This is a genomic window from Ignavibacteria bacterium (assembly GCA_016707005.1).
GTDB lineage: Bacteria > Bacteroidota > Ignavibacteria > Kapaibacteriales > Kapaibacteriaceae > UBA10438.
In genome coordinates, this window is the sequence record JADJIQ010000005.1 from 1,418,526 (window position 1) to 1,437,541 (window position 19,016).

At 50.4% G+C, this 19,016-nt stretch carries 17 protein-coding genes and 1 tRNA gene; 12 read left to right on the forward strand and 6 right to left on the reverse strand.

Annotation, left to right across the window (positions count from 1 at the left end; all coding sequences use genetic code 11):
- Positions 1–667 precede the first annotated feature (667 nt).
- Positions 668–955 carry a fibrobacter succinogenes major paralogous domain-containing protein gene (locus tag IPI29_14405; GenBank protein ID MBK7413737.1) on the forward strand — a complete coding sequence of 96 codons (288 nt, stop codon included), beginning with the start codon at positions 668–670 and terminating at the stop codon, positions 953–955.
- Positions 956–1,774: 819 nt separating this feature from the next.
- Here IPI29_14405 and IPI29_14410 read toward each other — a convergent pair.
- Positions 1,775–1,924, reverse strand: coding sequence for an ATP-binding protein (locus IPI29_14410; GenBank protein ID MBK7413738.1), 150 nt, complete (start codon positions 1,922–1,924; stop codon positions 1,775–1,777).
- A 1,273-nt stretch (positions 1,925–3,197) separates the two neighbouring features.
- Between IPI29_14410 and IPI29_14415 the strand changes: the two genes are divergently transcribed.
- The 8 genes from IPI29_14415 to IPI29_14450 all read left to right on the forward strand — a co-directional run bounded on the left by IPI29_14415 (position 3,198) and on the right by IPI29_14450 (position 14,830).
- Positions 3,198–3,782, forward strand: a complete 585-nt coding sequence (locus IPI29_14415) for a hypothetical protein (GenBank protein ID MBK7413739.1) — start codon at positions 3,198–3,200, stop codon at positions 3,780–3,782.
- Positions 3,779–5,296 (forward strand): hypothetical protein, encoded by a 1,518-nt coding sequence (locus tag IPI29_14420; protein MBK7413740.1) that lies wholly within the window; start codon positions 3,779–3,781, stop codon positions 5,294–5,296. The genes IPI29_14415 and IPI29_14420 overlap by 4 nt, the downstream gene beginning before the upstream one ends.
- A gap of 1 nt (position 5,297) precedes the next feature.
- Complete coding sequence (locus IPI29_14425; GenBank protein MBK7413741.1) at positions 5,298–6,173, forward strand: hypothetical protein; 876 nt, start codon at positions 5,298–5,300, stop codon at positions 6,171–6,173.
- Positions 6,157–8,841, forward strand: a complete 2,685-nt coding sequence (locus IPI29_14430) for a hypothetical protein (GenBank protein MBK7413742.1) — start codon at positions 6,157–6,159, stop codon at positions 8,839–8,841. The genes IPI29_14425 and IPI29_14430 overlap by 17 nt, the downstream gene beginning before the upstream one ends.
- A gap of 684 nt (positions 8,842–9,525) precedes the next feature.
- Positions 9,526–10,641, forward strand: coding sequence for a hypothetical protein (locus tag IPI29_14435; protein ID MBK7413743.1), 1,116 nt, complete (start codon positions 9,526–9,528; stop codon positions 10,639–10,641).
- Between the two features lie 239 nt (positions 10,642–10,880).
- The gene (locus IPI29_14440) at positions 10,881–12,551 is read left to right on the forward strand and encodes a hypothetical protein (GenBank protein ID MBK7413744.1); all 1,671 of its coding nucleotides are present in this window, start codon (positions 10,881–10,883) and stop codon (positions 12,549–12,551) included.
- A gap of 354 nt (positions 12,552–12,905) precedes the next feature.
- Positions 12,906–13,760 carry a hypothetical protein gene (locus tag IPI29_14445; protein MBK7413745.1) on the forward strand — a complete coding sequence of 285 codons (855 nt, stop codon included), beginning with the start codon at positions 12,906–12,908 and terminating at the stop codon, positions 13,758–13,760.
- A gap of 32 nt (positions 13,761–13,792) precedes the next feature.
- The gene (locus IPI29_14450; GenBank protein MBK7413746.1) at positions 13,793–14,830 is read left to right on the forward strand and encodes a hypothetical protein; all 1,038 of its coding nucleotides are present in this window, start codon (positions 13,793–13,795) and stop codon (positions 14,828–14,830) included.
- Between the two features lie 472 nt (positions 14,831–15,302).
- Here the strand turns inward: IPI29_14450 and IPI29_14455 are convergent, their stop codons facing one another.
- The 5 genes from IPI29_14455 to IPI29_14475 all read right to left on the reverse strand — a co-directional run bounded on the left by IPI29_14455 (position 15,303) and on the right by IPI29_14475 (position 17,037).
- Positions 15,303–15,473, reverse strand: coding sequence for a hypothetical protein (locus IPI29_14455; GenBank protein MBK7413747.1), 171 nt, complete (start codon positions 15,471–15,473; stop codon positions 15,303–15,305).
- Positions 15,474–15,503: 30 nt separating this feature from the next.
- A complete protein-coding gene (locus IPI29_14460; GenBank protein ID MBK7413748.1) occupies positions 15,504–15,686 on the reverse strand; it encodes a hypothetical protein in 183 nt (60 codons plus the stop codon).
- Between the two features lie 632 nt (positions 15,687–16,318).
- Positions 16,319–16,391 (reverse strand) — tRNA-Met (locus tag IPI29_14465).
- Between the two features lie 43 nt (positions 16,392–16,434).
- Positions 16,435–16,614, reverse strand: a complete 180-nt coding sequence (locus IPI29_14470; GenBank protein MBK7413749.1) for a hypothetical protein — start codon at positions 16,612–16,614, stop codon at positions 16,435–16,437.
- A gap of 246 nt (positions 16,615–16,860) precedes the next feature.
- Positions 16,861–17,037: a hypothetical protein gene (locus IPI29_14475; protein MBK7413750.1), complete on the reverse strand. Its 177-nt coding sequence runs from the start codon at positions 17,035–17,037 to the stop codon at positions 16,861–16,863.
- Positions 17,038–17,423: 386 nt separating this feature from the next.
- Between IPI29_14475 and IPI29_14480 the strand changes: the two genes are divergently transcribed.
- The 3 genes from IPI29_14480 (at position 17,424) to IPI29_14490 (ending at position 18,820) form a co-directional block, all read left to right on the forward strand.
- Positions 17,424–17,663, forward strand: a complete 240-nt coding sequence (locus IPI29_14480) for a hypothetical protein (GenBank protein ID MBK7413751.1) — start codon at positions 17,424–17,426, stop codon at positions 17,661–17,663.
- Between the two features lie 391 nt (positions 17,664–18,054).
- A complete protein-coding gene (locus tag IPI29_14485; protein ID MBK7413752.1) occupies positions 18,055–18,264 on the forward strand; it encodes a hypothetical protein in 210 nt (69 codons plus the stop codon).
- A gap of 346 nt (positions 18,265–18,610) precedes the next feature.
- Complete coding sequence (locus IPI29_14490; GenBank protein MBK7413753.1) at positions 18,611–18,820, forward strand: hypothetical protein; 210 nt, start codon at positions 18,611–18,613, stop codon at positions 18,818–18,820.
- The last annotated feature ends 196 nt before the right edge of the window (positions 18,821–19,016 follow it).

Sequence of the window (19,016 nt, forward strand, 5' to 3'; positions counted from 1 at the left end):
GAACGATTTCCTTGTCCCACTTCAGATCCAGCTGTCACACGTGATCAAAGTGCGTGAGGCCCCTCATATGAGTAGTGATCACGGTGTTAAACACCAGTTGAGCATTACACAGGGTTTTGTCTACCTAGGCGTCTTAGGCGTGCAATGGATTCTTGCAGACGATCTCCTTGTCTCTGTGAACGACCGTGGGGTTCAAATCATCGAACCGCGGCATTTCTGCCATGAATATGATATCCAGTCCATTGGTGAGCCATTCAAATGGAGCGGTCTTGCCGTTACACCGTACTCTGTAAGGCCGAGGTCTGCCTTATCTGGTGGTTCAACTATACAATGAAGGCCAATGTGCCAACTTCAGGCAAAGGTTCTGTTGCCGGAGTCTGGCTAAATGCAGTGCGGAAGTGCTTTCTGGAAGCACACGATCGTAATCAAGCATCGGAAGAACATGGTCAACAAGGCCTATCCAGCATATGGACAGTGATTCTTCGATGGCCTGCCAGAGTATTCGCAGTTCCGGGAGCTGTTTGTATCAACTAGCCCCACCGGTGAGCAGATTGGGCCTTGAATATGTATGCATTGCTGTCTAGATATTGATGACACGTTCCGTTTCACACTGCAGGAGAAATAAACGATGAGACCCGACGCAGTCTTCTACACTATATGCCATATCATGGCAGTTGCTAGTGCTTTATCTTTTGCGCAACCTTTAAAGACCGTGAAAGTCGGCGAACAAGTATGGATGAAAGAGAATTTGAATGTTGATCGGTTTCGCAATGGCGATCTCATTCCAGAAGCCACTAGTGTAGCACAGTGGGAGAATGCATGCGTGAGCGGCCAGCCAGCATGGTGTTATTACAGAAACGACGCCAATAATGGCAGCGTTTACGGTCGAATATACAATTGGTACGCAGTCTCTGATCCCCGCGGTTTAGCTCCCAAGGGATTTTCACATACCTAGCGACGACGCATGGAGTACACTGCTGAGTTTCATTGAACCGAGCCCGGACAGTTGGTATCGTACTGTCGATGTATTGAGGGGTTGGACATACCTTAACGAGGGACCAGAAGTTGACACACTCCCAAAGAAATATAGTGTTGTGAGATATGTTGACACGCAAACGGTCATGTGCGACAATTGTAGAGAATGGAGTGCAAGCTATCGCGATAAAGTGCCTTGCCATGTTTGCAAGGACTATCAGGTCGTTAAGAAGACGCGTACGAAAAGTGGGTTAGTGTTTGAAGGTACGGGCAAGCCCGTCAATGGAGTAGGCTTCTGCGGCCTTTCGGGCGGCTTTATTGGAGACGTAAACTATGAATGCCATTGTGGCCCGAAGTTCAATGGTAGTGGTCGCGCAACAGGCTGGTGGTCTGCGTCGGGCCGCTATCTTCTTCTAAATGGAGTGGATCCTGGTGAGTTGAGAGGCTTCGCCGATCTAAATGACCCATGCAAGAGATGCGGCAACAATCAGGGATTTTACATCCGGTGCATCCGCAACAAATGAGCTAGTTGCGTCAGTCTGCTTCCATAAATGGTCAGATCGAATAAACTGACCACCAAAAAACGGGAAGAAGTGCCAGCCTGATTATCTGCATGAGGGGTTTAGCTTGATTTGCCATGTTAGTTATAAAAAGATGGTTCGTTAGTTGGGTTCTCTATCTCGAGTGACCTGTGGATGCTATATGTGGAACTCAACTTTGAGCTCGAGTCGCTGGGCGGCGAATAGGCGAGGTTGCCTAAGATGGAATCACCAAAGGTAGGTTCGCGAATGAAATCATGCTAGGCGCCCACAGGGATCTGTGTTGGGATGATGGTAGATGACTTCCCATGTCGGCCTTCAATAATCTCTGTTAGCACTGCACGGCTTTGAGCATCAAAGGGCTGCTGGCCTGGGTCATCTAGTAAAAGTATATGTTGCTTCTCCAGCATGGATATCTCCTTGAGATAGGACCGCCTGTCTTGGCTGCTTTTAATCGAGCAAAGAGCATGGCGGCATTAGAATAGGCAACGCGGTAGCCGGCAGCACGGGTCTGGTGGCTGAGTGTCAAAGCGATGTAGTATACCCAGACAGATCGGTGTATTGGAAATGCGTCCAAGAAGATGGTTGAACAACCTCCGAGATCCTTCCTTGCCGGCAGTGTATGAGCTTAAGGCCGATAGCATGCTGCCGAAATGACTAGGTCATGGGGTAAGTATGCTGTGGTCTAACCTGTCATCGTAGACCTTGCAAGACCGTCACTCCGATCCGTTCAAAGCCTGTTACATTTGTACGATTAGAGGGGGCATTCTAGTCCAATCCATCCATCAAACACAGCATAGGACGGAAGCAATAGTATTGTCGTAACGCCAGTACTCATCTTGCGTTTTGCCTGAGCATGCTCGCTATCCATGATGGTCGTATGGCGGGAAATAAGTGGTCGGTGAACTGTGTCACTTTCAGAACTATGACAAAGCAGCGTGAGCAGTACGTTGCGATATCTGCCGTTCCGCACTTTCAAAAGCGCGAATGATGAATCCAGCGATATTCTTGCGAGTAAGATATAGGTGCTAGGCATCAATCCGCATCCTGCGGATCTGAGTACTTGCTTAACATGAATGTCGCATTTTATCAGTCGTAGGGCGGGATTAGATTGCTTCAACGTGAAACGTTCACTCCCCATCTTTTCCATTTTATCACAAGAGGTCGCCATGAAGGAAGTCACGAGATATGCCTTAGGTGCAGTAGCAGTTCTAGTCTTATGCATAACCATAGCTGTCACAATCACTGCATTTGTTACTCCAGCGCAAGCCACCCCGGCACTTTCAAGCGGACAAGCTGTAGTAGGTTGCGTCTCTCATAATGGTCGCATCTATATAGTTAGCGAAGATGCCCGCGCCTATGAGGTGAGAATTCAACGCCGGTGAGAATGCACGATTATCACTCTCTTCTGAGGCTGACCTTCAGTCGTCATTATTGCGCATGATACGATGGGTAGTGTACGCGTAATCCATAGGTCCCGCTGCGGTGTAGCAAGGCAGGTGCACCGCGCGGAATGTCCAAACGCTTGAGCAATTGAATGTTGGTCAATAGCATTTCGTTCGCTCCGTAGTTTCGCGTGCCACTTTCTCATCGTTCTACACATCTTTGCAGAATTACTGAAGGTAAGATTCACGCACTTTCATACGCGATCTTCGCAAGACAAAACAATAAGGGGTTGGTCACATGCAGCTACGCCGATGGGGCTGGGTCGGTCGCACAGTTTTATGCTGCATGGCGCTGGTAGGGGGCTTAACTAGTTCCAACGCGCAGACCTTTGTGGGGCTCGGACTCGGTGGTGGATTGCCCACTACGGGATACAGTGATACGAGCCCCTATATGCTAGCAGGAGAGCTGCAGTATGGCGTGCATCGCTATTGCAACTGGTGGCCCGTGGCAACGCTGACCTATGGGCATTTCGCAACACGTGATACGGTCTCCATCATCACGCCAACATATCCAGATGCCTTCATGATCCAGGGAAACCTGCGCTGGTTCCCATGGGGCTCCACAACAACGCCGCTGTATGCAAGTCTGGGTACCGGCATCTCCGTTGTGCTGGGCGATGATAATGAGAGTGTTGTCGGACTGCCCGGTACTGCTGAAGTGGGCTACCTTATCCACTATGTAGATCCGTGCTGCGACTGGTTCGTGACGTTATCGCTGAGATACACAGCAAGCAATATGCTGCGCGACCTCGATCGTCCGCATCTCAGCTCTCTATCTGGTATGATTCACTTCAACCTCCCCCTTGGTGGAGGTGGCAGATGAAATCGTTGGTCCTGTTATCTGTTACTATCGCTGCTTTATTGCTTACCGGATGCCCTTCCGCAAAAGAGATCGCACCGCCACCGAAGAAAACGATTGAGACGCTGCAGCGCATCGATGCTGTGCGGATCAAACCGGAAGCTGCTAGCAAGTACATCAAATTGACATCTGACGGGGTAAACCGAGATGGGCGCACTCTCCGCGGAATGGTTGAAGATGTGCGCATTGTGCGCAATGCCAGCGGCCTCGCAGTTGATACAGTGTGGTCGTTTCGCGATGTTTCCGGCACCCGCGATGCGGCTGGACGCGTGGCGATACCATTGCGAGATATCGTTCTTCTTCCGGTTCTCTACCCCGAAATGCAGACGGATTCAAACCGCGGCATAAACCTCGTGGAGTCTTTTCACGTGACGAAGGAGATTCCAGAGATCCGTATGGTGCCAGTTCTTGATCTGGAATGTGCTCCAACTCCACTACCGTCTGAGGCAGTGAAGCCGCCATGCGATTGTGAACCCTTCGAGATAGGACTGCATCTTAATCTGGCGTGTGCCAACAGGGAGTACAGTTCATGGGCGATAGCCGCCTTGGTTCGTGGTTCAGCATACACCGATGGGAAAGACCCTGTGAGCGAGGGTACGCTTGGAGCTGGGGTAGACGCTCTCGTTGGTTATCGCTTTGGCCCGTCAAATCGGTGGCTAGCCGGTGTGACGTTCTCAACTGGCTTGATCACAGTGAACAACGGCGATATTAATCCGTCGATGACGTCGTTGGATGGACTGGAGACATTCTGGCGTCCACTGATCCTCGCTACTGGCAGGTATTACTTTGTTGGATTCGACAAAGCGCCGCCACCACGTAAAACAACCGTGCCTACAAAGCCCGACACGAGGTTGCGGTACGCAGACAACCGCCCGGTACCCTGTCCTGAATTGACCGCACGGGATTCCACACGCTTGATTAGAAAGTCGAATGCGCAAGACACTAGTGGCACAAAGCCTCACACATTGCCAGAGCAAGCAGCTGGCAACCCTCTCACGGTACTAGATGTTAGAGCAATCACTTCTCCGTGTTATGAAGACCTTGTGCGTGCTCGTGAGGAGTACGAGCTCTTGATCGATTCAATTAGGGCGGCTGAACCGATACCATTCGATGAGCCAATTCGCGAGCTGTTTGGCGGCTGCATAAAACCATATGTCTACGGTGAGCTTGGTGTTGCAATTGACGCAATGACCCAGGCCAGCGCATCAATGGCTCTTAATGCTGATTGTAACGAATGTGTTGCAGCGTTGAGAGAAGCAAATGCCGACGGATCTCTTGGCGTTGACTGGTCAATGCCACTTACGTTTGGCTTCGGCGTCGGTCTCGACATTCCAATCTCACGTCGGTTTGACTTTGAAATCGACCTAGGCTATCGCAGCGTTGCTGTAGGCGACGCGTATCAAATCATGGGCTTCAGTAATGTCCCGGACACACGTCGCCTTGGTTCATTCCAGCTCCGATTGGGGGTGATCTTCTGATATGAATGCACAACTGAACATCCTCCTCGTGATATCGGCCTCGTTGCTTCTCAACGCCTGCTGCTGCTTCCAACCAGAGCCAGTGGATCCCGCAACTTTGCCGATCGTTCGTGAGGCTACCATTGCCGTCTTCAACAGCGACTACGCTGGCAATGCCCCAGCCCCGGAATTCAACATTGCCACCTTTCAGTTCCCGTCGAATGATCGCTCGTCCGGCTCTCTTCCAAATGATTCGCGTTTCTCAACTGGATCATGGGCGTTTCGAGAAGTGGACTATCCTGGCAAGGGGCTAACTACCTTCTATGAATTCTTCACGCCTCCCAATGCGCTGATAGCAGGCGACTTCCTTGTTGACAGCATCTTCCTTGGTCCCTCGCCCGTGGCCATTATGCGGGTACGAGGGAAATTGCTGCGAATGCCTGCTAACCCAAACCTGCTGACGGACGATGCTAACGTGTTCGCAAAAGAGATCAGTCAGTATAACGATACTGCGTCGATCCTATCTGGTTCTTCTGTCTGTGATGGTCTCGAGAACACGGCCCTGCTGTACGGCACAAGTCTCAATGACCCGAATCTAGACGACTATACGATTCGCGTCGAAGAGGGTGGGCAAACAACAGGCGTCTCGTATCCAACAAACTGGCCCACTGATGCGAACGGGACATTGTTGCCTCCTATCAGAAAACCATTGACAACGGATCTTGGATACTACACTGTCCAATTTCAGGAAGGCGACTGGTTCTACTATCGTGCGACAAATGGTGTTTCATTTTTCGTGTTAGTGACCGCAATTCAGCAAGGTACTCTGCCTCCATTGATTCGGCGTGTGACATTTAAATTCTCTGAATCTTATGGTTGCTATGATTGCGCAAAATAGATCTCGCCTTCTATGGCTGCTTTCGGCATGTGTCGGGCTTCACTTGCTTGCCGCTTGTGCATCCACTCCACCGGAGAAGGAGCCAGAAAAGCCAAAGCGCAAGATCACTCGAAGTAGCGGCATCTTGGGTTTAGCTGTGAACACATCAGCGGACGATTTCGCCGCAGTTTACCTAGGGCAGCGTTCGGATTCTGCATTCTTCTTCACTTCTAATATTGATGGCAGAGAGCGCATTTACCGCACGTCTACGAGCGCGATATGGCTTGATGATGCCAGTGCTACAAATCCGATCTCGCCAGCGAGTATTCCACCGGCGCTCGTGCAAAACTCCGGCACCGTTACTCGTCCGGATCCCGCCAATGCCTCTACAACTGTCTTTGCCGTATCTGCTGCCGTGCAAGGAGAGCTCTCAAAGATTCTGAACATTCCTGGCACCATTCATGGCGGCAGTGACCTGTTCGAGCAGCGCGATAGCGCTATGGTTAAGAGTATCGACGAAGTGAACTCGTCGGCGTGGGAAGCGCACCCTGCAGTGGCTACATACAACGATGTTGAGATTATGGTCTTTAGTTCAGATCGTTCTACGGCAGTCGGATATTCGGCGCCCTATAGTAATGCCAAGTACACAACACGCAGCGGCGATACCATATCTGGCAATGCCGACCTTTGGCTGACCTTCCGTCGAAGAGGCGATAGCGTGTGGTCAGCCCCACGCAACCTCGCTGCATTTGATGGCAAGAATACGATCAATTCTGGATCCAATGAATACTCCCCATTCCTTTATTGCGTCGAGAGTACGCCGCATTTGCTTTTTGCTTCTAACCGAGCAGGGAGCTATGACATCTATGATGCGCGGCTCGATATCTCATGGGAGCAACAGAGCGTCCTTGTGAAACGCGTGGTCAAACTTCCGTTAGGAGCGGGTGAAGTCAACACCATTCACACAGAGCTCTTCCCGTACGTTTCATATCCACACATTCGCACATCAAAGCGCGATCTCTTTGTTTCCTCGGATCGCTTCATTAAGGAGAAGGCAGAGGATGCTCTTGAGGCTGGTTATGGTGGCTTAGACGTCTATTCTGTGAACACGGTGCTGAGTTGCGGTTTCGATAGCGTGGCTGCCCCCGTAGGCTCGCTTACGTATGATGTTGTACTCCTCGACCGCTCAACTCGCGACACGACCATCAAGCAGGGGCGCACTTTTGTTAGCATCAACGGTAGAACAGAGGTCGACTCCATTTGTTCCGCATTCAGGATCCACCTTCCAGCTGATTCTCTCAAGGGGCTTAGTGAGATCCGTATCGTATCGAAGGGGTCCTCGGGATATAGTGCACGCCCCTGTAAGGAGCTTGGTCCAATTCTAACGCAATATTCTCGGCGCGCCATTACGGCTAAGGAGAAGGTCCGTGCCCGCAAGGTTCAGATTGCGTTTGACTCTGTTAAGCCCCCTGACACGATCAAGCAATGGAAGAATATCGTTGTCTTCGATACTCTGGCCAGCGGAGAAGCACTTGATCTGAGTAAGTACAAGGGTCAGGATCCAAAGATCGTGCCACTCAACAGAGATCGAGTACGCATTGAGTACCGTAAGCTAGCCTATGTAGACTCCATACTAGCTCCCAAGACCTTTAGAGCCACACGGTCATCAATAGTCTATGACACGGTGAGTGCCTTTGATACGGTGTACATCTCGTCCATAGATTCTCCGGCTACTTCACAGCTTAGTGAGAATGCCGATCTTCGGATCCCCATTCCTCAGCGTGATACCGTGATCTTCGACACGATCTACCTCGAACCCCGCTATGAACAGGCACCTCCATGTGTCGAGATTTTTGAATCAAAGGACAGCACTCGAAACGTGCCGTACTTCCAAACAGCGTTCTGGGAGGTCAACACCTCTGCAGGGTATGCACAGCATCTTGAACGTCTGCGCAAGGGCAACCTGAGAAATGCCCGGTGGGTGGAACTCAACTGGGAGAACACGTATTGGGGCGGCAATGACCCCGAGAACGTCACTCAGAGACTGAAGAACCGCCGAGAAGAATATCGTGAGAAGGCAGAGCTTGTTGATCGCAACATCGACTCATTGAGCCGGCGCACCAGCCAGTTGCTTGCAAAGTTCTGGAAGGCTGATAGTGCCAATCCAGATGCAAAGTTCATGATCTCCATGGTGGCGTTCTCAGACAAGCGGCCGATCGAGCTTGGTTACTATTGCGCCGACACATCTATCGCCTTTGTGTCGACGTCATTCGACACGAATGCAAATGTGATACAACCAGCCTATCATGTTCGCGTTGCACCCAACGCATCGCTCATTGGCGAGAGCAATGATACCCTCTCCAAGTTGCGCGCCTACTTCGGTTATCAGGCCGTGTGGGAGCACCTTGAGCAGGACAGCCTGATGCGTGCTTTACGCAGCCGGGGATTGGTTCTTACGCCGACAGATGTACATGATCCGGCAGAGTATGATCGCCGTATTCGTACTGCACGCGTCGTCATCCTTGCCGAGGGCCGCTCGTATGACTCCAAAGTCATCGCAAAACAACTCGGCTATGGCGATGGTAAGGACGACTTCTACCAATATGACTGGGTCCGGCGTGTGGACATCCAGATCCGTCGGATCAATTTCAAGGGAGATAGGTGGGAGAAGCCAGAGTGTTGCAAGTAAAAGAGGGTAGTCAGTCTCACCGAAGTTGACAAGTTTAGATCAACTCTGACGGGCGCAGACTTGCGGCATTGTGTGGGCTCAAGCTGTATTACGGCTAATCCCCAGAGTAGCAGAATCTCGTTCGTAGTCGACAAGGCAAACGCACGGCTATCGAACAATCATCTGAACTGAGCCATTGCTAACGATCTGCACACCTGCAGACACTCAACGCCTACTACTCAGCACAGCTTGTAAGGAATGATTTAGGTCAGTTGTACTGGGTGTCCACTCAACCACGCTATACAAGGTCGAAGAGTCGGCTCAGCTTGCGAAGCAGTAGCAGAACTTCAGAGCCCCTCACTTATCCATGTGGCAGGGGGCTCTTTAATGTCTGCACTCACATCTGCGCAAGGAACACTGTGGCGCACCGCAGGCCATCGGTGTAGTCATTGTTGGCCAGAGAATATTGATTATTGTCATACATGGTTGCAGGTGTGGCTGATCTGCACCTCAACAGGCTTCATCCGAGTGAACGGAGTATAGCATCGCACGTTAATCACATCCGCTGCGAAACATATCACACATAACTTGTCAAACAAGCGCATGCAGGATTGCTTGATGCAAATGACGCTGCTATGTCGTAAGGCAGACCAGAACATGCTTCGATGAATAGTCTTGACGGTTTGTCCACATACTCACAATGTCATGAATTACCTACCAACTGGCCTACACGTCTGCTTGACTTTGATTGTCTTGACTTGCCTCACCATAAACCCCGTTTCACGGCTGCATGCTCAAGGCTCGACATACTGTGCAGTAGGAGAAAACAAACTCGCCGATATCGTCGTCGTTCTGAAGCCAAGTCTTAAGAGCGGCCTTGATGTAAGGAGTGAAGACCAAGCCAAGCAATGGCTAAGTGAATGGAATAGTAGCTATGTCTTTACTGCCTTTCAGATGGACAAAGACACTGGACTTGCGAATGTGTTGCGGAAACGGACAGATTATGCAATTGTAGCATCAAATGACTTCGCAGGGGGCGAAAGCTTTTGCTTCGGTTCATGCATCATTGCTACACACAGCCGCAATGTTGATAATATGAACGTCACAAGACCTGAAGACTTGGTCGTTTACCTGCTGTCCTTTCCCAACTCACCACACGCACCGAAGGTAAGAGAGGCACTTAGCAAGTATCAACAGCAGACTGAGGCTAGTAGAGACCCGTGGCACAAGCGCGTTGATGAAGCTCGACGAAATAAGAAAGTATTCGACGAGAAGATCCGGAATGCTTACTTGGATTACATGGGCGTGGTACTGACGCAGTGGCAGTCGACCCTGCGTCCCGGTGTAAAGGCGTACATGTTGCTAATAGACGGCTACGTTCCGAATTCACTATCTCCGCTTGATTCAAACGCCCTAGACATTCCGAGTTTCGACCAACTAGGCTCTATTGCAGATCGAATGCTTGAGTTGGACAACAATTACGAGAGCGTAAACAAGAATGATGTTGCAACAATTGAGCAGCTCAACATTGCATATCAAAAGCACGGAGACACACTTCTAAAGGTGATGGCCGCAAGGTCGATAAGGCGAGGCAAGGAAGCGATTACGGAAGCTGAAGTGCTGGTGTCAGGATACGTTCGTCAGGTAGAGAAGTCAGAAGTGAAGATCGAGATAGTATCTGTTGACTTTCAGAGAGCCAGGGAAATCGCCAATGACGAAACGAAGCAGAGTTGGCTTCGAAAGTTATGCCAAGGTCTGATACGTTCGAGAGTTGGGGATCAGATATGGACACCCAAGACGTTTACGTTCCCTGGGAATTGAGCTTCGCCCTGTTTAACAAGCATGAGGCAGATCTCCGTTAACATTCTACGGATTAACGCCAACTGACAATCCTTACCTAACACAAAATTCGCTGGTCTTTCGTAACGTTGACAATCGAGTGCTTTGCTGAGGCCAATTGACGGTTGAATACTAGCGACCGAGACGTAGAGAAAGGGAGCTTGGGCGGCGAGACGAGGACCCATGTTGTTTTGTGAGTTTCTTTCTAAAGAGGGGCAAGTATGGCAAAAGTCTTTGGTCGGCTCATTGAGGGAAACTGCTCTGGAGAATATGGCAGGCTGGTAGTTGCTGCGTGCTTTGTGCTTGTCGCGTTTTCGATTCCCAGTTTTGCCGGGTGGGATCTGATCGACGCCGGCACGAGTCGACATATTATGGCTACATCAAGCCATGGAGACACCATCATTGGGGTCGGATATCAAGGTCTCGTCATGAAGTCGTACAATCAGGGAATGACATGGGAAATCGTTGCATTCCCCAATAGGACAGAAGAACTAAGAGATGTAGCACACATCAATGCTTCAACGATTGTAGCCGTTGGATCTTATGGTAGTTGCTACCTATCGAATGACGGGGGGACGACATGGACCGTGGTGAAGACCTTAACCAATACCTACCCAAAGCTTGGCCTATACTGTTCCCCAAGAGGTCGTGTATGGGTCACATGTAATGATGGCGAGGTGGTGTACTCAGACGATACGTGTAAATCTTGGAAATCTGTCTTGCCAGGCTATCCGAACTCAGTTGCCGGTCAACTAGGTGATATCGAGTTCAGTGATCAGCAGTTAACGGGATGGATTGTACTCAAGGCCGAACGTTCGTTACTTCGTACCACGGATGGGGGCGCCAACTGGAAAGTCGTTCCGATTGCGATAGCCGATAGAGCTGTATGGGATTGCAGGTTCGTCGACGAACTTAGAGGATTAGCTGTTGGGGAATACGGTGGGGTCTTTCTCACTACAAATGGCGGCTCCTCATGGCGGAAAATCGACATTGGTAGAACCTCAACTGTTGCTGGTGTGTACTGGCGAGGAAAAAACGAAGCTTGGCTTGTCGGAGCTGGGGGCATGATTATGCGATCTCTCGACAAGGGCGAAACCTGGGAGGACAGGTCTTCCAGCTCAACTCGTGGATTAAGGCAGATTCGACTACACAGTGATTCTATCCTAGTAGCAGTTGGTGATTTCGGAGCCGTCTTGCGTACTAGTGATGATGGACAGCCAATATTGGCAGCGCATGTTTCGCCAGCTCAGACTTCTAGTTGTTTGGGAAATGTCATCAATGTTGCTGTTCTGCCTAAAGGAGGGCATCCACCTTATGCATATGAATGGCTGTTAAGCGACGGGAGCACAATTACTGAATCATGGTATCGTGGCGGATCGACTTCTCGAGATTCGAGCATATCACTCTTACCGCCGACGTCAATATCGATTGTCTGCCATGTAACAGATGCGAAACTAAGCCAGACAAGTGCTGCTGCATCGCGAATGGTAATGGACACGCCGATAGTCATTCTTCGAGAACAGCCACAATATGTACTAGATGCTGCATCTGATATACCCGTCGCATTTTCAGACTACGCGTGGTACATGTATGACGGCACATACTGGTCGCTTTTGCCGCTGGAGAAGAAGTCGGTGTTATATCCTAGTCAAGACGGCTTGTATCAGGTGCATGTTCAGGACATACGAACTGAATGTTCAGGCCGCAGCACACCATATCTGCTTAGGCGTACAAGCTCTGTGTATACTGAAATTGAAGGTGTTCAGACACCAGATAGAATGCAGTACTATGATCTATTGGGGCGTATAATAAACGAGGCCACTTATGAAGGCTTTTGTCTCGCATATGACACCGTTCTTCGTAAAGCGTTTATTAGGTTATGGCATCGCTGACCTACGGATTGTGACTGACGATGAATCAGCATGTGTGAACAGGGCCGTTTGGAGATTCCGCGGTACGTGGCCACCCAAATCCTCACAAGGGAGACCACTTGATATCGCTCCGCAACGTAGAGGCAACGGCATACTAGCATTGCGCTTAGAAGATCGCAATCTACGCTGTCCGGTGGGCACTTGCATGCGGAATGAGGTGGTCAACGTGAGTGGAGTCTCCAGTCTGATGAGTAGTCGCAGATGTAACGTGCTCCACAGAGGTGTTTCAACCATTAAATGTCAGCACACCTGTCTTGGGTATCGCACACCGGCAACCGAATCGATTCAACCAACCACTTGTTGGTCCGCTGCTTAATGTCTAACATTACCAGTGGACCAACAAGCGGGGGCGGGTCAGATGCAATTGATCGTGCGTTCGTGGCAGAGTTCTACCAACGTTCTACGCAAACATTCAGACTAGCGAAGGTGATGATGTACTTCACATTGACCATTCTCAGTGTCATAACTCTAACCTCAGCGTTGGCGCCACTTCTTCATTGTCAATGGAAGGCCACGTCTGGTCCCTACGGTGGTCCTGTCTATGCCCTATATTGGCAGGACAGTCTTGTGCTAGCCGGTGGGACTGCCGGAGGTGTCTTTATCAGTCGTGACTGCGGAGACTTATGGAGTCCAGTCAACACTACAGGCCAAAGATATGATGTTAATGCGATTGTAGCAGTCGGTTCAGTGTTGCTCACTTCAACTGGTATGCGTTCGACTGATCTCGGATCGACGTGGTCAGAAGTTGTGATATCTAAGGACCATCGTGTACTTGACCTCTATGCTACTGACAGATTCATACTTGCGGCTCTTGATATGGGTGGAATACTTAAGTCGCTCGATGATGGTCAGACGTGGGTCAATAGCAGTAAAGGCCTGCCATCCAATGAGTACATTGGTACCACGGTAAAATCGTTCGCTAGACTAGGTAGTGCTCTGTTTGCTTTGACAGAACATGGCGTGTTCCAAGCGTCCGATGATGGAGGGTATTGGACTCTCAATGCGGCGGAACGTGTATCATTAGGCAATGAAACCGTCTTTTCTTATCAGGCGGTTGATACTTCGCTAATCGTAGCACACACATTTTCTGAGGTCTATAGCCGTTCTGCAGGTAAAGAAAGTTGGAAACGGATATTGAAGGCCAGAGGGCTAGGCGGTTGTATCACTTAAACGGAGACCTCCATTGTGATCTTGGCACAGGCTTGCTGCGCTCGACCAACGAGGGGAGCACGTGGATTCCTGAAGAGTCTACGATCAGGTCAAGAATCAACAGTGTCCTTGAACAACGAACCTTGCGACTGGCTGCAACAGAGGACGGAGTCTATGTTTCAAAGGGCATTGACTTTACTTGGCATCTTTCTTCTACTGGACTTCTGAATACGGATGTGGTACAGCTCTTTACAAGGGATTCCATTCTATTCGGACAAACTGGCAGTGGCGTCTATTCCTCATCCGATAGCGGCACTTCCTGGCATTTGACTCAATTGCCAAAAGGGATTTCAAGCATTGCTCTGATTGATAAAGTGCTTCTTGGAGCCTCCGGTAGTGAGATTCTTGCATCTGAAGACAACGGAGCGTCTTGGGACACCTCAATGATAGTGAAGGCAAATAAGGCGAGACCAGGCGTACTGTGTCTTGCTGGTCTTGATAAGCGACTTTTTGCAGGAACTGAGAACGGTGTCTTTCTGTCAGTGGACAAAGGTCGAACGTGGACCGAACAAGTTGGTACTCCTCTTTCAAGAGTAGAGTGTTTGTACAATCATGCGAACACTTTGTATGCCGCCGATGGTGATTTGTATTGCTTGCAAAGGAACCGAGTTGATTGGATAAAGGTCCCTACAGGGTCTGATAAACACCACGTTATATCTATCGCGTCAAGCGCAAAGTGTCTCTTTATTGGAACGTGGGATCACGGTCTCTTTAAATCGTTGGATAACGGGCAAACTTGGCGCCACGTTCTTTCAAGTGGCTATATAGATGCAATTCATGTGAATGGCTCATATATCATCGCTAGCACACGGGAAGGATTTTACGCATCAGCCGATGAAGGTGAAACATGGGTAGACTTCTCGGAGGGATTAGGCAAAACAAGGGTGAACACCATTTCTACTCTTATGAATAATGTCTACGTTGGAACCAAGGGTTATGGAGTTTGGAAGCGTCCAATAAGGGAGCTAATCGAGTTAGCTGAGGCTGCCTCCAAAAGCCTTAGCATTCGCTTGCAAATGGAAACAAAATGAGTCGCTATCGTTGGCACATCTGATAGCCTACTGGAAATTCAGCGTACTCTGATCACCTGATTCGCGGCAAAGTGGCCATAGAGGGCGGCGAGCGCTCGCGGTCGTAAATAGCGAAGAATACTGGCTTTAGATAATAATGTAGATCGCCATTTTGCAATGTGAACACGACGCGGAATCCAGTGGTCGCTCTGCATGGATTGTCCGGTCCACTCCGGAATGTGCGTGCTGAGTATGATGATGATGTCGGTCCGTTGCTTACTGATCAGTCGGCGCGAAACGCAATGCCTACGCCCTTAATGCCGCTGAGACTGTTCCATGCACTCACGGAGTCGTTACGATCTAATCTTCTGCATCCTTGAACGGCTATGATGTCAGCAGGATCTTCCGCCCGAAACCGAACACGTTCAGCGGTCTCATCGAGTCTTCCCTTGGGGCGGTTGAATGTAGTAAAGATTATTAGTTGAAAGATCGCTCAAGAACTCTTCTTTGCTGGCCATAGCTTCTCAGCCACCAGATCCCACGGAACGATAAGTCGGATAGCTGCCACCTGTTTTGGCAATAGTGTGAGGCCACGTGCCTCGCGCACTGCCTGTGCGAGAAGACGCTTGCTGACCCCTGATTGGCGAACGAGGTAGAGCAGCATCTCGGGGTTCATGTTGTGATTGTAGGCGTATCATGCGTCACGTCCGCTCGTGACCTTGCGGTCATACCCACCGGGGGAGTGGTAGTGCTTTAGCCAACCAAGCCAGTTTTCCTTTTGAGTGGAGTACCAAATGTCAGCCCTGTTGTTAGACCTTCCAGGCTGTAGGTCCTGAATTCGTCTGCGTAGCTTATGGGCTGAGATCGATCGTGACATGATGCACCTTCATAGATAACACTTGTACGAAATGGTGGAGAAAGGACGAGATCAACCATGACTTCTGTCAGCCCTCTTGGAATGCCCACCTGAATTCTTGCCAGAGCTCATCGCGTGTTCCGCTTGTTGGTCCACTTGTGATGTTAGTCATTAAGCTGCGAACCTAAAAAAATGGTTGGTTGAATTGATTCGATTGCAGTGGATGATACCTGAGCCTGACCTGCGGACGTTTGGTGTTTTCGGCCCACATCGCGTATCCTTCGACCACAGTACCAAAAGATCTATCGGTATAACTCTTAGGGAGCAGGTCATCTGACCTGCTCCCCCTGAACACCACAAGCTGAAATGATCGTTTGGTGGCTTCGGGAATCGCCCACAGGGATCCGAACCTCTTCGATGAACCACTTCTAGGTTCACCGCTTAGTGATTAACATTACAAGTGGACCAACAAACGGTGGTAGGGATCAGGGGATTAGCTATAGGGTCCTGGGAGTCCCGATCATCCTGGGAGGCTTGACTTGTGATTTACAAGTCTTAACAGGCAATACTTGACTTTTTAGCTTTTGGTCACAGCTGTATAAAACAAAAATCCTCGTAAGCATTATATAAGTAAAGTGCTTACGAGGACTGTGTAGCGGGGGCAGGACTTGAACCTACAACCTTCGGGTTATGAGCCCGACGAGCTACCAATTGCTCCACCCCGCGATGAGGATTACAAGTATACGAAGAAAATTCGAATTATCGGCGTTTACCACTCGATCGTAAACGTATGATCGATATCCTGAAGCACGCCTATACGTTTGCCGTTCGACGCAACGATCACCCGATAGTAGGATCGTGCTAGCACGATATGGGTTCTTAGTGGGAGTACGTCGGGAAAATTCTCGTTGGAGAAGATGAAGGTCGGTATCGGGGTGGAGTGAAGCATAGCGGATGGGGGATATGTCGCGGTCATTGAGGATGTCTATAGAAAACAGCTCTACGCTGTCTACCTTCCTACCCGACATAGCGAGACTGAGTGGACGGCTTGTGTCGGGCGATTGGATGACGATGGGTTCAATGTTTCCAATATCCGACTCCAGGATCTGACTCCATGGCAGTTCCACGGTGTCTGCACCCCACCACACGAGGAGTGAATTCATCGGTGTGATGATATTGATCAACCCAACAAAATTCACGGTGCCTTCCCACCCCGAGGTATGGCTGCCAGGTTCATGTTCCTGATGCGTGATGGAACGGGCTGTACAAATCCTTTGTCATCAACAACTCCAACGGAAACCCAACTGAATGGAGCTCCGTCACTCGATCGTTGCTGATTCGATACAACGATAAGCGCATCAAATGGGTTCATCGCCCGTCACGGGATAGCCCCGAATGGTCTCGGCATAGGTTTGGAGTTCCGCGCGGTCGGCATAACCTCCGGTTTCGAGGGGCCCGGTTGCGAGTGGACCACATGCAGAAACTGCACATGCCAATACAAGCATTGTGACGAGATTGCGTCGGAAATCACCATGAAGCATGCAAAGCCCCTCTGCTCAATACTACTGCTTGTTAGTTCAACTGCCATCTATGCACAACCAACACTTGTGATAGGGGGCGGAGCAAGACCACAAACGAGTCCCTCAAGCACAACTGGGAAGTGAAGTGTATTGGAGCTTTGAATGGTCCAACTGTTGGGTTCCGTATTGCATCACTTCTTGCCATACCCACGCGTGTGGAGTCAAACTACGGGCACAAGTGGGATGGGTGTTTGAAGAGGTGGATGGGGCGTCAACGTTGACAACATTAACGGGGATACCTAGGCTGGACATTTACCGCGTTGACCGTACGCGCCTTTCTATCCTGGGAACGATCGGTGGTGCAAACATCAATCACCGACGCAGCGAGCTCGATTATGAGTTTGATACTGTTGTGGTCTCCTATGCTAATCCAACCTGGACGTATGGCGCTAGGCAGTCTCTCCTACAAGCTTACTGACCAATGGAGTCTGCACCTCGGCGCGAGGGTACGATCATATAGAGTCCACACGGCCCATGGTGGAAAATGAGCCCCCTGTAAAGAAACTGGAGAGCTGTTTGCCGGACCTCAAACGTGGTGCCGATTGGGCGTTGGATTTAGCCCCTTTGACTCAGCCATGATCGATCCCCTGCGCCCCGGCGGACATCGCAAGCAGTGGTTCGTTGGAGCAAGTATCGGCTCCATTCATCCGTTCGAGCCGGACACCTACAATGGTGCTTGAACCTTCTGTTCACCAATACCGCCTCTCGTCGGACCGAAACCCGTGGTTTGTTGTTGAGGCGGGGCTACCAATATTCCATGTCGGACTTGGCGGGAAGTCTATGCCGGTGGGGGGCATTCTCTTCACAGATTGCACCCAAGTTCTTTTGCCTCAAAATTCCTCAAGATCGGACTCTTTGGCGGCCTCCTGGCTGCTCAAGCTCAATCCGGGCCAGTCCTTACCCCCGTTCTCTCACCAAGAATCGTGGTGGATACCCACCTCGGATCGGTCTCCGTTGTGATCATCCCTGCCTGGGAAAGCACGGCATTTGGACTTACGTACGCAATCCCGATGTGGTAGCAAGAGGTTATGACAGTTATGACGTTATGACAGTTATGACATTCGCTATTCGCTATTCGCTATTCGCTATTCGCTATTCGCTATTCGCTATTCGCTATTCGCTATTCATTGTGCATAACTACGGACACGCCTAGCCCCTTGACAGATATATCTTTGCTCGCCTTGTCTTAGGAGAATCTTGGTTAGATAGAAGATATCGCAACGTTGGCTTGAAGAATTCGTTACGCTGGACCCTGCAACGTGAGCGGAAAGGGTTTCGTCTGTCCTGACTGACACGGGTCTGGAAGTGGAAGACATTCGGGAGCCATGGCAGCCACGCTCCGTGTGTGGTTTTGTCGTAGGCCACGTGCTCACAAAAGAGAAACACCCAAAGGCGGATAAACTGTCGGTCTGTACGGTGGATGTGGGTGATGGCACGGCGCGGACGATCGTCTGCGGCGCCCCAAATGTTGCTGCCGGACAAACGGTGCCGGTTGCACTGGTGGGGGCAAAGGTTCCTACGGCCGACTTCATCATTGAATCTCGACCTCTTCGCGGGGTTACGTCGGAAGGATAGTCTGCTCCCAAGCAGAACTTGAGGATGTAGCGAAGATCATGATGGTATCTGGGTGCTGTCAACAGACGCACCGCCAGGAACGCCCTTGCCTCTGCACTTGGTGTGGATGATGTGGTCTATGACGTGGCGATCACGCCGAATAGGGCGGATTGCTTGTCACGTGGGGATAGCGAGATCTCGCCGCCTACATTGCTGT

What these genes read in the sequence shown, in the direction of transcription:
- IPI29_14475 (MBK7413750.1), bottom strand. Translation starts at nt 17,037, where the DNA reads ATGAACCCATTTGATGCGCTTATCGTTGTATCGAATCAGCAACGATCG.
- IPI29_14430 (MBK7413742.1), top strand. Translation starts at nt 6,157, where the DNA reads ATGATTGCGCAAAATAGATCTCGCCTTCTATGGCTGCTTTCGGCATGT.
- IPI29_14445 (MBK7413745.1), top strand. Translation starts at nt 12,906, where the DNA reads ATGTCTAACATTACCAGTGGACCAACAAGCGGGGGCGGGTCAGATGCA.
- IPI29_14435 (MBK7413743.1), top strand. Translation starts at nt 9,526, where the DNA reads ATGAATTACCTACCAACTGGCCTACACGTCTGCTTGACTTTGATTGTC.
- IPI29_14420 (MBK7413740.1), top strand. Translation starts at nt 3,779, where the DNA reads ATGAAATCGTTGGTCCTGTTATCTGTTACTATCGCTGCTTTATTGCTT.
- IPI29_14460 (MBK7413748.1), bottom strand. Translation starts at nt 15,686, where the DNA reads ATGTCACGATCGATCTCAGCCCATAAGCTACGCAGACGAATTCAGGAC.
- IPI29_14425 (MBK7413741.1), top strand. Translation starts at nt 5,298, where the DNA reads ATGAATGCACAACTGAACATCCTCCTCGTGATATCGGCCTCGTTGCTT.
- IPI29_14405 (MBK7413737.1), top strand. Translation starts at nt 668, where the DNA reads ATGGCAGTTGCTAGTGCTTTATCTTTTGCGCAACCTTTAAAGACCGTG.
- IPI29_14415 (MBK7413739.1), top strand. Translation starts at nt 3,198, where the DNA reads ATGCAGCTACGCCGATGGGGCTGGGTCGGTCGCACAGTTTTATGCTGC.
- IPI29_14470 (MBK7413749.1), bottom strand. Translation starts at nt 16,614, where the DNA reads ATGCTTCACTCCACCCCGATACCGACCTTCATCTTCTCCAACGAGAAT.
- IPI29_14455 (MBK7413747.1), bottom strand. Translation starts at nt 15,473, where the DNA reads ATGCTGCTCTACCTCGTTCGCCAATCAGGGGTCAGCAAGCGTCTTCTC.
- IPI29_14410 (MBK7413738.1), bottom strand. Translation starts at nt 1,924, where the DNA reads ATGCTGGAGAAGCAACATATACTTTTACTAGATGACCCAGGCCAGCAG.
- IPI29_14440 (MBK7413744.1), top strand. Translation starts at nt 10,881, where the DNA reads ATGGCAAAAGTCTTTGGTCGGCTCATTGAGGGAAACTGCTCTGGAGAA.